Source organism: Nonomuraea sp. WAC 01424, from assembly GCF_003947315.1.
In the GTDB taxonomy this organism is placed as follows: domain Bacteria; phylum Actinomycetota; class Actinomycetes; order Streptosporangiales; family Streptosporangiaceae; genus Nonomuraea; species Nonomuraea spiralis.
Genome location: NZ_QHHZ01000029.1, coordinates 14,562 through 26,873 on the forward strand (window position 1 = coordinate 14,562; position 12,312 = coordinate 26,873).

A 12,312-nucleotide genomic window follows, 5' to 3' on the forward strand; every position below is an offset into this window, starting at 1 on the left:
CTTACGCGCTGTCAAGGTTATTGCGGCGGGATATCATCGGCGCGATGGTTGACGCACACACCGCCACCCGGCCCCGCCGCCGGCGCTCGGACGCCCGGCGCAGCATCGACGCGATCCTCGACGCGGCCCGCGTCGTCCTCGGCGAGCGCCCCGACGCCAGCATGGAAGAGATCGCCACCACCGCGAACGTCACCCGCCAGACCGTCTACGCGCACTTCGCCTCGCGCGACGCCCTGATGGCGGCCCTCATCGAGGTCGCCGCCGCGGAGTACGCCGCCCTGCTCGACGCGGCCGCACTCGACACCGCGCCGCCCCCCGACGCGCTGGCCGGGTTCCTCGACGCCGGCTGGCGGTTCCTGCGCCGCCATCCCCTCCTGCTCGACCTCACCGTGGGCCGGGTCCACCGGCCCGAGGGCGACGACCCCCACGACGTCGTGCCGCCACGGCTCGAACGCCTCATCCGGCGCGGCCAGCACACCGGCGACTTCGACCCGGTGCCCCCGGCCGCCTGGCTCGCCGCCGCCGTCATCGGCCTCCAGCACGCCGCCGCGGAGGAGATCTCCGAAGGCCGCCTGGCTCCCCCCGAGGCGGCGGCCCTGTGCCTGCGCAGCGCGCTGCGCCTGTGCGGCAGCGGCGACCGGCCCGCCGCGGGCGGTTAGGCGCCGATCGGCACGGCCGCGCTCCGGGCCCGCGTGAACGGCCAGGCGACGTCGTCCACCGCGAGGAACGGCGACAGCGCGATCGCGCCCGGGGTCGTCCCGGTGAAGGTCATGACGTCCCTGTGCAGGTGGGACTGGTCGGCGTAACCGCTCTCCACCGCCACCGTCGCGGCCCGCTGACCGGCGGCCAGGCGGTGGGCCGCGTGGTCGAAGCGGATGAGCTGGGCGACCCGCTTCGGGGTGAGCCCGACCTGCGCGCGGAACCGGGACCACAGGCGTTTACGGCTCCAGCCGGTCTCGGCGACGAGCCGTTCGACGCGCACCCGTCCCCGGCTGGCCACCATCCGCCTCCACGAGAAGGCGACCTCCGGATCGACGGCCCGGCCCGCGTCGCCCCGGCGGGCCAGCACGTCCTCGGCGATCGCGAACCGGTCCTCCCACGACCCGGCGGCCCGCAGCCGCTCCTGGATCCGTACGGCCTCGCGTCCCCACAGGTCGTCGAGGGTGACCACCGTCCCGCCCAGCTCGGAGGAGGCGCCCCAGGACCGCGTGCGCGACCATCGGGGACAGCCTCAACTGGAGGCATTCGGAGCTTCTGGCCGGCCCCCGCCCGCGGGCCTGGTCGGGAGCCAGCCCGGCGACGACCCGTTCGCGCGGACGGTGATCTCCCATCGGGGCACGCCTGCGCGGACCGGCTCGACTGTACGCACTCCCGACATGTTACGAGCCACTTCACGATCCTCGCAGAGCGCCGCCCCTCACGGGCGCGCCAGGTCAGACGGCGTCTCCTCCCCGTCCGTCATGGCCCCACCCTGCCGCTGCGGTGGCCCGCCGACGTGGACGCGTCCGCCGGGAGCGGTTCGGGCACGAGCCTCGGGACGAGGCGGACGAGGACCACCATCGCCACCAGCTCCACCAGCGTCTGGGTGACCACGGCCAGCGGGGCGATGCCGAGCGCCGGCGGCAACGCCAGGGCGAGGGGCAGGACGACCAGGGAGTTGCGGGTGGCGGCGGAGAACATGACCGCCCGCGTGGCCGGGACGTCCAGGCGTACCGTACGGCCGGCGACCAGGCCCACGGCCACGGCGAGGACGACGAAGAGCGCGTAGAGCGGGACCAGCCGCGCCAGCGTCACGACCTGAGCGCCGACGGCGGCGATCTGGGAGCCGATGACGACGGCGAGTGTGGCCATCATCAGCGGCACCATCGCCCCGGCCATGACCTCCTCCACCACCCGCCCGGCCCGGCGACGGCGTGCGAGCGCCTGCACGAGCGCCGCGGCGGCCAGCGGCGCGACGATGAGAACGAGGAACGCCTCCGCGAACGGCGCGACCTCCACCACGGCCAGCACGTCGGACCCCGCGAAGGCCAGCAGGTAGACGGGCAGCAGGAGCATCTGCGCCAGCATCAGCAGCGGCGCGGCCGCCAGCAGCCGGGCGCGCGCCCCACCGGCGAGCCCGGTGAAGACGATCACGTAGTCGATGCACGGGGTCAGGAGCACCAGCAGCAGCCCGAGCAGCAGCCCTCGGTCGTCGGCGACGCACCGGGACAGGCCGTAGACGATCACGGGGACGACCACGAAGTTCGCCACCAGCGCCGTGACCAGGAAGCGCACGTCACGAAAGGCCCGCCCGACCTCGGCCATCGGCACGGCGAGGAACGTCGCGAACAGCAGCAGCGCCAGCACCGGGTTGATCGCGCCCTCCAGCGCCGGGGCGATGCTCGGGGCGGCGAGCCCGGCCAGCGCGCCGGTGGCGATCGCGGCCAGGTAGAGGGGGATCTGGTGCTCGTCCCACCATTCGACCGCTCGCGACATGCTCACCGTGCTCCTCTCGTGCTCCTCTCATGCTCCGGCCGCCACAACGGTCGGGGGGCGGGCGGAGTCACGACCCCGGAACCACGTCCGTCACCAGGCTAAACGTTCGAATCACCCGAAAGCGTGCTCACGGACACCGTGACCCGTCGCGCGGCCGCCCACGGCACACTCAGTCCGCCTTCGGCGTGCGGCCCTCGGCCAGGTCGGCGAACGGCAGCGGGCAGTCGGGGCAGGTGCAGTCGGTCAGGCTGTCGCAGCCCGCCGCCACCACCGCGGTCAGCGCGGCGCGGATGGTGCTCAGGTCCGCGATCTTGGCCTCCACCTCGGCGATCTTCGCCTGGGCGCGGGCGCGCAGGTCGGGGGTGGGGTGGCCGCGTCGTCCGGTGTCGAGCAGTTCGGCCACCTCCTCCAGGGTGAACCCGAGCCGCTGCGCGGCCTTGATCACGGTCAGCAGCATGACCGTCTCGGGCGGGTAGGCGCGGTGGCCCCCGGGGCTGCGCAGCGGCTTTGGTCAGGCGGTTCGGAGCAGCGCGGCCAGGTCGGCGGGCACCGGCATGGGCCGGGTCAGGCCGACGGTGGCGCGGCCGGTGTTGCCCTCGGGGTAGCGGCCCAGCGCGGAGCCGGGTGCGGCCATGATGATGCGTACCACCTGCCCGAGTGCCTCGCGCCGGTCACGTTGCCGTACGGCCAGGGCGAACATGGCGAGGTGGTTGGCCGTGTGGGGCCAGGGCCAGGGCTGGGACAGGATGTGCGCGCGTTCCAGGTGCCGCCAGCGCGCCTCGGGGGCGGCGGCCGTGCGGGCGGCGCGCATCTCGGCGCGGTAGGCGGCGCGGACGCGCGCCGGCATGGGCCGGGTGATCATCGGGGGTCCTCCTCGGACGGTACGCAGCAGCCGTCGGCGCATCCCCCGGCGGCGGTGGACGACGTGACGGCGGCGTCGGCCGGGACGGCGCAGCAGACGTCACCGCGCCAGGCTTCGCGGCCTTCCTTGACCGCGACGGCGGCGATGACCAGGGCGGCGATCGTGTCGGCCCAGGACCAGCCGAACAGGCTGTTGAGCGCCAGGCCCACCAGCAGCACGCCGGACAGGTAGGTGCACAGCAGGGTCTGCTTGGAGTCGGCGACCGCGGAGGCGGAGCCGAGCTCACGACCGGCGCGGCGCTGGGCGTACGACAGGAACGGCATGATCATCAGCGAGAGCGCGGCCAGGATCAGTCCGGGCGTGGAGTGCTCGGCCTCGCCGGAGCCGAGCAGCGCGCGGACGGCGTCGAAGGTGACATAGGCGGCCAGCGCGAAGAACGAGACCGCGATGACGCGCAGCGCGGTCTTCTCCCGGCGTTCGTGGTCGGCCGCGGAGAACTGCCAGGCCACCGCGGCGGCCGAGGCGACCTCCACCACGGAGTCGAGGCCGAACCCGATCAGCGCGGCGGAGGAGGCCAGCGATCCGGCGGTGACGGCCACCACCGCCTCGATCACGTTGTACGTGATGGTCGCGGCCACCAGCAGCCGGATCCTGCGTCGCAGGACCGTCCGCCGGGCCGGGACGGTCAGGTTCGGCGTGGTCACGACACCGCCTCCCCCGCCTCGGCCTGCCGGCTGCCGTGGGCCGGGCACAGCGTCACGGCGTGGCCGGTGGCGGCCAGCAACTGCTCGGCCGAGGCCAGCAGGTCCATCAGCTCGGGCCGGGTCAGGGAGTAGAAGGACTGGCGCCCTTCGGCGCGGTAGTCGATCAGGCCGCAGTCGCGCAGGCAGGCCAGATGCTTGGACACCGTGGACTGGGCCAGTCCGAGCTGGGTGGTCAGGTCCACCACGCGGGCCTCGCCGCGCGCCAGGCGCTGCACGATGCGCAGCCTGGTCTCATCGGCCAGGGAGTGGAACAGCGCCGCCGCCGGGGAGATGCCCGCGGCGATGTCCGCGCTGACACACCGGCCGCCCTCATGATCGATCGTCATATGGCGATGATATCTGATTCACGGAATGCTGAACAGCCGTCCTGTGCGCCCGTCGGAAGCAGGCCACAACCTTGGAGCCGGGCGGCGTGGTCGGGCAGGCGCCGCGGACTCGGCGGCACCTGCCTGCGTCAAGGGCCCGGCCCTACTCCGGCAGCAGGCCGTTCAGCGAACCTCGGCCGGACTTCGCCTTCCTGCCCGCGCCGGAAGTCGCACCCTCCTGAGCGCTGTCGAACCTGGCCAGGTACGCGTTGATGAAGTGATCACGAATGCCGTCGGTGCCGGGCGCCAGCGGGTCGGCGGTGGCGCCGCCGAGCCGGTCGATCAGCCCCATCGCGGCGGGCATCTTCTCGTGCAGCCTTCCCTGGGTGTCGAAGTAGCGCTCCTCGGCCACATGGTGGAACAGCGGGACGGGCGGGAGCTGCGCGACGACGTCGTTGTTGTTGACGAAGCGGAAGGTACGTCCACGGAACGCCTGGTCGTAGGCGGCGGCGAGTTTGGGGCAGCAGGTGCGGGGCTGGCCGTAGGTGTAGACGCCGTCGGCCAGCAGCGAGGGGTCCTCGAAGTGGGTACGGGCGGCGGCCAGCATGGCCAGCGCTCCCCCGAGGCTGTGCCCGGTGAACCAGAGCGACTGGCCGGCGGTGTGCCAGTCCTCCAGGGTCTCCAGCAGGGCGGGGTGCACGACGTCCAACGCCCGGTAGAAGCCGGCGTGGATGTTGCCCTCGACGGCGGCGTACGGGGTGAGCAGGGTGTTGGCGTCCGAGAGCCAGTCGCGCAGTTCCTCGGGCTGGGTGCCGCGGAACGCCACGATGATCATCTGGTCGCTGGCGGCGATGTACGCCTGGGTGTCCTCCAGCGGGAACGGCGCGGCGTGCGGCACCCGGAAACTTCTGACGCGGTCGAAACCCCAGCCGGCGGCGGTGGCCTCGACCTGGTCGGCGTTCTTGTAGGCCAGGGCGGCGGCGTGGGCCAGACACCGGGCCTGGGCCAGGGTGTAGCCGGTGGCGGCATGGTCGAAGGTGATCGTGGTCATGAGTGGTCCCCCGTAGATCTTCCGATCTGTCATCACTGTCCGTACCCATCCCCTAACCAACCGTCCACGTCCTGTCCGCGCGCACCTGAGGCATGAGTCCTCTTTGGCCGTATCCGAGCCGAAGGGCACGTTGTGGATTCGTCCGGGGCGCGGATGGGAATTTCCTCGCGCATTGGGCACGAAGACATGCGGCCCTGCGGAGACACCGAGACGAGGCGGATGAACACCATGGCGACCGACTACGACAGCCCACGCAAGACCGACGACGACTCAGGAGACGAGAGCCTCCAGGAGCTTCAGGCCCGTCGTGCCGACACCTCGTCCGGCCGCATCGACGTCGACGAGACCGACCTGGCGGAGTCGCTCGAACTGCCGGGCGCGGATCTGTCCAGCGAAGAGCTGTCCGTACAGGTGATCCCGCCTCAGGCGGACGAGTTCACCTGCTCGCGCTGCTTCCTGGTGCACCACCGCAGCCAGCGCACCTCCGAGCGGGACGGTCAGCCGGTCTGCCTGGAGTGCGCCGCCTGACCGGAACGACGCCAAAAACTGACCCGCCCCGCCCGAGCGGTCGCTCCCGCTCGGGGCCGGCGCGGTCCACCAGGCGGACCGGATGTTGCGCGACCTCGACGCCCTGCACAGACTGTGATGGCTTCGTCACCATAAGCGACAACGCAGTCGTGGCGATCGTTCCAGCTCGGGAAAGGACGAAGAATGGTCATCCGGTCATCCACTCAAAGGCCCAGAAGAGCGTCGATCCTCCTGTCCGTCGTCCTGTTCACAGCGGCACTCGCCCAAGGGGCGATCAGCGCGCGTCCCGCCTCTGCCGCGGACTCGACCTGCGGGTCATGGACGTTCAGCAACACCGTCCCCGGGCTCATGGGACGGGCCTGCATCCGGGGCGCGGGCGCGAACTGGAAGCAGGCCGTGACGGAGGTCTACAACGGTTCGGGCGCCATGCAGATCATCTCCCCCGTGACCGCTTACCTCGACCCCCTGAACGACTACAGCGCGGCGTACGACGTCATCATCCGGCAGCAGGAGACGAGGACCGTCACCACGCGGATCACCACCGACGCCAACCCCTTCCAGTTCGACCGCGCCGAGGGCTCGTTCACCGTCGGGCCGACGGAGACCGTGGGGTTCGTCTCGCCCTGGGTGGGCTGATCCTCCCGGCGGCCAGGTCGTCAGGGCCGGTGGAACGCCCGGCGGAGGGCGGCGAGGCGGTTCGCGACGGCGCGGCGGGTGATCTCGGCGTGCGGGACCAGTTTCTCCGAGCCATGGAAGACGCCGGGATAGACCAGCAACTCGGTGGGCACACCGGCCCGGGCCAGGCGCAGGGCGTACAGGACGGTCTCGTCGCGGAAGACCTCCAGCTCTCCGACGTCCACCAGGGCCGGAGGCAGGCCGGACAGGTCGGTCGCGCGGGCGGGCGCCGCGTAGCGGGAGACGGCGTCCGTGGCGCGGCGGTCGCCGAGCAGGGCGGTCCACGACTCGGCGATGTAGTCCCGGTCGATCACGAGCACGTCCTCGTACTGGGTCATGGACGGGGTGTCGGCGCGGTCGTCCAGCATGGGCGCGCTCAGGGCCTGGAACACCGGGGCCGGGCCGCCCCGGTCCCTGGACAGCAGCGTCACCCCGGCCGCCAGCCCCGCGCCCGCGCTGGCGCCGCCGATCGCGATCCTGCGGGGATCGACGCCGGGTTCGGAGGCGGCCAGCCACAGCAGCCCGGCGTAGCAGTCCTCGACGGGGGCGGGGTCGGGGTGTTCGGGGGCGAGGCGGTAGGCCGGGGAGGCGACCACGCAGCGCAGCTCCCGTACGAACCGGGCGGCGACGCCGTCGTCCTGTTCCGGCAGGCCGAACGTCATCCCGCCGCCGTGGATCCAGTAGACGCACGGCAGCGGCCCGTCCGTGGCCCCGGCCGGCCTGTGGATGCGTAACCGCAGGTCAGGGCCGCCCTCCGGGCCTGGGACCCATACGTCCTTGATCAGGACCGCCGGGTCGGGGACGAGACCGGCCAGCCTCGCCGCGGCCATCCGGTCCCGTTCCCGCGCCAGCTCGGCATGGGTGTAGCCGCGCGCGCCGGTCTCGGGAAGATCCAGATGGACGAGTGCGGCGGCGAGCTCGGGGTCGAGGTTCTGGAACATCTTCATGGACGTCTCCTCTCCCCGGCTCCGAGCCCGGATCGCGGACGGCGGATACCTTCGTCCGGGAACGCCGCCGTTCCCGAACGGGGTCAGCGGAGGTCGCGGATGAGGGCGCCGATGACGGACTCGACCTTGCCGGAGTCGAACTCGTCGGTGTCGATCAGGAGCGTCACGGCCCGCTCGCCGTCGTCGGTGACGGCGTTCCTGAACGTGTGACCGCTGGACATGCTGCCGCTGTGCCCCCAGGTGTCCATGCCCGGGATGTGCTCATAACGCTCGACCCCCAGCCCGTAGCCCTGGCCGGCGTCGTCCGGGATGGTCCGCTTCATCTCGGTGAGCTGGGCCGGGGCCAGCAGTTTCCCGGTCATCAGCGCGGTCCAGAACGCCGTCGCGTCGGCGCCGGTGGAGATCAGCTCGCCCGACGCGTCGGCCTCGGAGGTGTTCCATTCCGTCCGGTCCACCAGCGTCCCTGACCGCTTCACGTAACTCCGCAGGTCCGGCCTGGCGATCGTGGTCCGGTCGCCGGGCCAGTACGTCTCGCGCAGCCCGAGGGGCTGGATGATCCGCCGTTCGATCTCGGCGCCGATGCCCCGGCCGGTGACCTTGGTGACGATCAGCCCGGCCAGGTTGTAGTTGGTGTTGGCGTAGGCGAAACCCGAGGGGGTCCTGTCGGGCGGGGGCAGGGCGAGGGCCTGCTTGACCGTCCGCAGGGGCTCGATGTGGTCCCAGCGGTGCGCCTCCTCGTCGTCCCAGAACGGCGCCTCCAGGTAGTCGGGCAGGCCGCTGGTGTGCTGGAGGAGCTGCCGGATCGTGATCTCGCGTCCGTCGTAGCGTCTGGTGCGGACGAGTCCCGGCAGGTATCGCTCGACGGTGTCGTCCAGGCTGATCCGGCCTTCGCCGACGAGCTGGAGCACGACCGTGGCGGTCCACGCCTTGGTGTCGCTGCCGATGCGGCTGTGCTCGTCGCCGGTGACCGCGCGGCCCGTCCGCCGGTCGGCGAGTCCGACGCCGCCGTTCCGGATGCCGCAACGCGGGCTCTTCACCGTCACCACGATCCCTGGGGCGCCGACGCCCTTCAGCGCCTCCAGCGCCGTCTGGATGGGCCTGGTGTCACACTGTGCCGTTGCCGTCGCCGCCGCGGGCGCCTTCACCAGCGACGCGGTGACCGCCAGGGCCACGACGCCGCTCGTCCTGGCTCGCATGATGTCTCCTTCCACGATCGTGCCGAATACGGTGTGCCGGAAACCGGGTCTTCGCGGCGGTTGCGCCCGTACGGGCCGCGACGGGTACAGTCGCTGGGGCCGAACGCGGCGCGCTCGCCGGGATGCGCATGCAGACAGCGTCGCGTCCGTGCCGATCGTGTGGCATGCGGTGTCCGTCCAGGGATTCCACGAATGTCTTGTGCGTCTGGCCAAAGAGGTGAGGATGCTCGACACCGGCGTCTCCGATCTCGGCCAGGTCCTCGACGCGCTGGGCCCTTCGCTGCTGCGGCCGTTGACCGTAATGCCGGAAGGGCCGGTTCCGGTCTCGGGCGTGCTCATCTTCGAGCGGCGCGGTCCGCTGTCGCCCGTCAGGGACACGATCCTGCTCGCCGTCGGCGTGGGGACCGCCGAGGCGCAGGCGCGGGAGCTCGTCGGCGCGGCGGCGAGGGCCGGGTACGCCTGCCTGGTGGTGAAGAGCTTCGGCGAGCCGGTCGCCGAGCTGGTGGAAGCGGCGCGGCGGTCCGGGATCGTGTTGCTCGCCGCCGACGAGGCCGTGGCCTGGCACCACCTGGACGCCATGATCTCCTCGGCTCTCGCCTCGACCGTACGGTTCGCGCACGCCACGGGCGTCCCGGCCCTCGGCGACCTGTTCGCCGTGGCCAACGCGATCGCGGCGATGGCGGGCGGCGCCACGGTGATCGAGGACCGGAACCGGCGCATCCTCGCGTACTCGACCCTGCCCGGTCAGGCCATCGACGAGGGCCGCCGCCAGGGCATCCTGGGCCTCCAGGTGCCGGACGGCCCCGACTACGACGCGCAGTACCGCGCGATCGCCCAGGTGGTGCGTACCTGCCGGTTCCCGGCCATTCCAGGTGGCCTGCCCCGGCTCGGCGTCGCGGTCCGCGCGGGAAGCGAGGTGCTGGGCTCGATCTGGGTCGTCGACGCCGGTGACAGCCTGGACTCGGCCGCCGAGCAGGCGCTCTCCGACGTGGCGGACATCGTCTCGCTGCACCTGCTCGCGGCCCGTACGGCGGTGGACGCCGTACGGCGCAGGCGCGCCGACCTGTTACGGCGGCTGCTGGCCGACCCGAGCAGCGTCACCGCGGTGGCCCCGCAGCTCGGCCTGGACCCGAACCTGCCCGTGGCGGTGGCCGCGTTCGCCGTCGCCGCGGACGAGGCCGAGGAGGCTCTCGCGGCGCACGCGGCCACCCGGCTCGCCGACCTGGTGAGCCTGCACTGCGAGGCCCATTACGGCAGGCACGGCTGCGCGCTGATCGACGGTACGGTCTACGCCCTGCTCCCCAGCGGCCCGTCGCCGACCGCGCACCGCGAACTGGTCGCCGACATCGCCCGCCGGGCCCACGGCGCGCTGCGCGTGCCGGTCCAGGCCGGGATCGGCTCACTCGTCGAGGGGTTGCGCTCGGTCGCGGGCTCGTTCGGCGGCGCCGACCTCGTGCTGCGCGCGCTCGCCGACCGGCCGGGCGGCCCGCGGGCGTGCCAGGTGGCCACGATCGAGGAGGTGTGGGCCGGGGCGACGCTGTCGGCGCTGGCCCAGATCCTGGCCGCCCACGAGGCGCTGCCCCGCGCGCTCGGACCGGCGGTACGCGCCCACGATCTCGAACACGGCACCACGTACGCCTCCACGATCCTCGCCTACCTGGACGCCAACAGCGACATCGCGGCCGCCTCCCAGCGGTTGTCGGTGCATCCGAACACGATCAGGTACCGGCTCGCCCGCGCGGAGGAGATCTTCGGCTTCGACCTCGCGAACCCGGACGAACGCCTGGTGTTGTGGCTGCGCCTGCGGCTCGGCGACCAGCTCGGCTGGTGAACCGGGAGCCCATACCGGTCAGGTCTCCATCGCCAGGACGACCTTCCCGCGGACGAGGCCGCGCTCGGCCTCGCGGTGCAGGTCCGCCAGCGATTCCAGCGGACGGACGGCCACCTCGACGGCCACCACACCCTCGTCGATCAGCGCCACGAGCTCGCGCAACTGGGCCGGATCGTTGCGGGTCACGAACTGTACCGCGCGCGGGTGCGCGATCGGCCGGGTGATCGAGACGAACTCCTCGGCCAGCTCCGCCACCGACGCGGACAGGTCGGCCACCAGGTTGATCAGCACGTCGTTGCCGCCCGGCAGGGCCTCGGCGGTGTAGTCGACCACCTCGTCGGCGCCCAGCGCCCGTACGGCGGCGGCGCTGCGCGGCCCGGCGGTCGCCACGACGTGCGCGCCCGCGTGCTTGGCCAGCTGCACGGCGAACAGCCCGACGCCGCCGCCGGCGCCGTTGATCAGCACCCGGGTGCCGCGCCCGATGCGGGCGTGCTCGAAGACCGCCTGCCAGGCGGTGAGCCCGGCCACCGGGACGGCGGCCGCGGCCGTCAGCGGGACCCGCTTGGGTGCCCTGACCAGCATGTCCGCCTTCGCGACCGCGTATCCGGCCGCCGCCCCTTCGATGTGCCCGATCACCCGGTCGCCGGGGACCAGGTCGCCGGCCCCGGTGAGCACGGTGCCCGCGACGTCCCAGCCGAGCGTGTACGGCAGCGTGACATCGAGCACGCCCCGCAGCAGCCCCATCCGCAGGCCGACCTCCGACGGGTTGAACGACGTGGCGGCCACCTTCATGAGCACCTCGCCCGGCCCGGGTCTCGGCACCGGCACCTCCTCCAGGGAGATCACCGAGGCGTCGCCGTACTCGTGCACGCGGGCGGCCCGCATGGGGCCCAGGAAGTCCGCGGCGTGCTCGCTCGCCCACGTCCCGAACGTGCTCGCGGGCACGCCGGTGACCTCCTCCACGGTCGTGGTGGCCGGGCCCGGCTCGGCGAGGCCGCGGAGCATCCCGTCCACGGCCGGCGCGGGCCAGCCCAGCGCGAGCAGGCGTGGCCGGGTCTCCTCCGGAGGCTCCTCCTCCCAGCGCACCGGCCGGCCGATCGCCTCGCCGATCGCCCGCGCCTGCTCCCGCCGGGTCAGCGGCCGGGGCCCGGTCAGCGTGTGGACCGCGCCGTGGTGGCCCTCGCCGAGCAGCGCGCGCACCGCGACGGCCGCCACGTCCTGCTCGTGGACGGGAGAGGAGGCCACCTCGCCGTACGGCTCCCGCACGACGCCCGTGCGCACCTGGTCGGCCCACCGCAATGTGTTGGCCGCGAACGCGTGCGGGCGCAGCACCGTCCACTCGCGGGCGGTGGCGGCGACCAGCCGTTCGATCTCGACCTCGTACGGGCGGGCGGCGGCCGAGGACAGGTAGACCACCCGCCGCGCGCCGATCAGCTCCACCACCTCGCGGGCGCCCTCGGCCGAGGCGAACGGCCACAGCAGGAACACCGCCTCGACACCGTCGAGAGCCGCCTTCAGCGCGACCGGATCGGTCAACTGCCGCGTCACCGCGCGGACGTCGGCGCCCGCCCGTTCAAGCTGCTTCACCAGCGGGCGGCCGATCGTGCCGGTCGCCCCGCTGACCAGGATTCGTGTCATGCCGTCCACCGTAGGAGCATCGTACGAGGCGTCCAATACG

General features: G+C 72.8%; 14 protein-coding genes. 4 read left to right on the plus strand and 10 right to left on the minus strand.

Annotated features, from left to right (window positions below):
- Window positions 1-44 precede the first annotated feature (44 nt).
- Window positions 45-659, plus strand: a complete 615-nt coding sequence (locus tag DMB42_RS49730) for a TetR/AcrR family transcriptional regulator (protein ID WP_125648348.1) — start codon at window positions 45-47, stop codon at window positions 657-659.
- On the opposite strand, the gene DMB42_RS49735 is transcribed toward DMB42_RS49730, so the two are convergent.
- The 7 genes from DMB42_RS49735 to DMB42_RS49765 form a co-directional block, all read right to left on the minus strand.
- Window positions 656-1,171 (minus strand): helix-turn-helix domain-containing protein, encoded by a 516-nt coding sequence (locus DMB42_RS49735; protein WP_260478395.1) that lies wholly within the window; start codon window positions 1,169-1,171, stop codon window positions 656-658. The genes DMB42_RS49730 and DMB42_RS49735 overlap by 4 nt on opposite strands.
- Before the next feature lie 287 nt (window positions 1,172-1,458).
- Complete coding sequence (locus DMB42_RS49740) at window positions 1,459-2,475, minus strand: bile acid:sodium symporter (protein WP_125648555.1); 1,017 nt, start codon at window positions 2,473-2,475, stop codon at window positions 1,459-1,461.
- A gap of 169 nt (window positions 2,476-2,644) precedes the next feature.
- Window positions 2,645-2,977 (minus strand): MerR family DNA-binding protein, encoded by a 333-nt coding sequence (locus tag DMB42_RS49745; protein WP_125648351.1) that lies wholly within the window; start codon window positions 2,975-2,977, stop codon window positions 2,645-2,647.
- 9 nt (window positions 2,978-2,986) lie between these two features.
- On the minus strand, window positions 2,987-3,337 hold the full coding sequence (locus DMB42_RS49750; protein ID WP_185845286.1) for a DUF3703 domain-containing protein: 351 nt from the start codon (window positions 3,335-3,337) through the stop codon (window positions 2,987-2,989).
- Complete coding sequence (locus DMB42_RS49755) at window positions 3,334-4,041, minus strand: cation transporter (protein ID WP_125648354.1); 708 nt, start codon at window positions 4,039-4,041, stop codon at window positions 3,334-3,336. The genes DMB42_RS49750 and DMB42_RS49755 overlap by 4 nt, the downstream gene beginning before the upstream one ends.
- The gene (locus tag DMB42_RS49760; RefSeq protein WP_125648357.1) at window positions 4,038-4,427 is read right to left on the minus strand and encodes a metalloregulator ArsR/SmtB family transcription factor; all 390 of its coding nucleotides are present in this window, start codon (window positions 4,425-4,427) and stop codon (window positions 4,038-4,040) included. The genes DMB42_RS49755 and DMB42_RS49760 overlap by 4 nt, the downstream gene beginning before the upstream one ends.
- A 142-nt stretch (window positions 4,428-4,569) precedes the next feature.
- Window positions 4,570-5,457: a lipase family protein gene (locus DMB42_RS49765; RefSeq protein ID WP_125648360.1), complete on the minus strand. Its 888-nt coding sequence runs from the start codon at window positions 5,455-5,457 to the stop codon at window positions 4,570-4,572.
- Between the two features lie 228 nt (window positions 5,458-5,685).
- On the opposite strand from DMB42_RS49765, the gene DMB42_RS49770 reads away from it, so the two are divergent.
- Window positions 5,686-5,985 (plus strand): DUF4193 domain-containing protein, encoded by a 300-nt coding sequence (locus DMB42_RS49770; RefSeq protein WP_125648559.1) that lies wholly within the window; start codon window positions 5,686-5,688, stop codon window positions 5,983-5,985.
- Between the two features lie 348 nt (window positions 5,986-6,333).
- A complete protein-coding gene (locus tag DMB42_RS49775; RefSeq protein ID WP_125648363.1) occupies window positions 6,334-6,621 on the plus strand; it encodes a hypothetical protein in 288 nt (95 codons plus the stop codon).
- Between the two features lie 20 nt (window positions 6,622-6,641).
- On the opposite strand, the gene DMB42_RS49780 is transcribed toward DMB42_RS49775, so the two are convergent.
- Together DMB42_RS49780 and DMB42_RS49785 are read right to left on the minus strand one after the other, a co-directional pair.
- A complete protein-coding gene (locus DMB42_RS49780; protein ID WP_125648366.1) occupies window positions 6,642-7,607 on the minus strand; it encodes an alpha/beta hydrolase in 966 nt (321 codons plus the stop codon).
- An 83-nt stretch (window positions 7,608-7,690) separates the two neighbouring features.
- Window positions 7,691-8,803, minus strand: coding sequence for a serine hydrolase (locus DMB42_RS49785; RefSeq protein WP_221762715.1), 1,113 nt, complete (start codon window positions 8,801-8,803; stop codon window positions 7,691-7,693).
- Between the two features lie 223 nt (window positions 8,804-9,026).
- Here DMB42_RS49785 and DMB42_RS49790 point away from each other — a divergent pair, with 223 nt between their 5' ends.
- Window positions 9,027-10,634 (plus strand): CdaR family transcriptional regulator, encoded by a 1,608-nt coding sequence (locus DMB42_RS49790; protein WP_125648369.1) that lies wholly within the window; start codon window positions 9,027-9,029, stop codon window positions 10,632-10,634.
- An 18-nt stretch (window positions 10,635-10,652) separates the two neighbouring features.
- Here DMB42_RS49790 and DMB42_RS56210 read toward each other — a convergent pair whose 3' ends face one another.
- Entirely contained in the window at window positions 10,653-12,272 is a 1,620-nt protein-coding gene (locus DMB42_RS56210; protein ID WP_125648372.1) for a zinc-binding dehydrogenase, read from the minus strand.
- Between the last annotated feature and the right edge of the window lie 40 nt (window positions 12,273-12,312).

What these genes read in the sequence shown, in the direction of transcription:
- DMB42_RS49775 (WP_125648363.1), top strand. Translation starts at nt 6,334, where the DNA reads ATGGGACGGGCCTGCATCCGGGGCGCGGGCGCGAACTGGAAGCAGGCC.
- DMB42_RS49740 (WP_125648555.1), bottom strand. Translation starts at nt 2,475, where the DNA reads ATGTCGCGAGCGGTCGAATGGTGGGACGAGCACCAGATCCCCCTCTAC.
- DMB42_RS49730 (WP_125648348.1), top strand. Translation starts at nt 45, where the DNA reads ATGGTTGACGCACACACCGCCACCCGGCCCCGCCGCCGGCGCTCGGAC.
- DMB42_RS49770 (WP_125648559.1), top strand. Translation starts at nt 5,686, where the DNA reads ATGGCGACCGACTACGACAGCCCACGCAAGACCGACGACGACTCAGGA.
- DMB42_RS49765 (WP_125648360.1), bottom strand. Translation starts at nt 5,457, where the DNA reads ATGACCACGATCACCTTCGACCATGCCGCCACCGGCTACACCCTGGCC.
- DMB42_RS49785 (WP_221762715.1), bottom strand. Translation starts at nt 8,803, where the DNA reads ATGCGAGCCAGGACGAGCGGCGTCGTGGCCCTGGCGGTCACCGCGTCG.
- DMB42_RS49780 (WP_125648366.1), bottom strand. Translation starts at nt 7,607, where the DNA reads ATGAAGATGTTCCAGAACCTCGACCCCGAGCTCGCCGCCGCACTCGTC.
- DMB42_RS49790 (WP_125648369.1), top strand. Translation starts at nt 9,027, where the DNA reads ATGCTCGACACCGGCGTCTCCGATCTCGGCCAGGTCCTCGACGCGCTG.
- DMB42_RS49750 (WP_185845286.1), bottom strand. Translation starts at nt 3,337, where the DNA reads ATGATCACCCGGCCCATGCCGGCGCGCGTCCGCGCCGCCTACCGCGCC.
- DMB42_RS56210 (WP_125648372.1), bottom strand. Translation starts at nt 12,272, where the DNA reads ATGACACGAATCCTGGTCAGCGGGGCGACCGGCACGATCGGCCGCCCG.
- DMB42_RS49760 (WP_125648357.1), bottom strand. Translation starts at nt 4,427, where the DNA reads ATGACGATCGATCATGAGGGCGGCCGGTGTGTCAGCGCGGACATCGCC.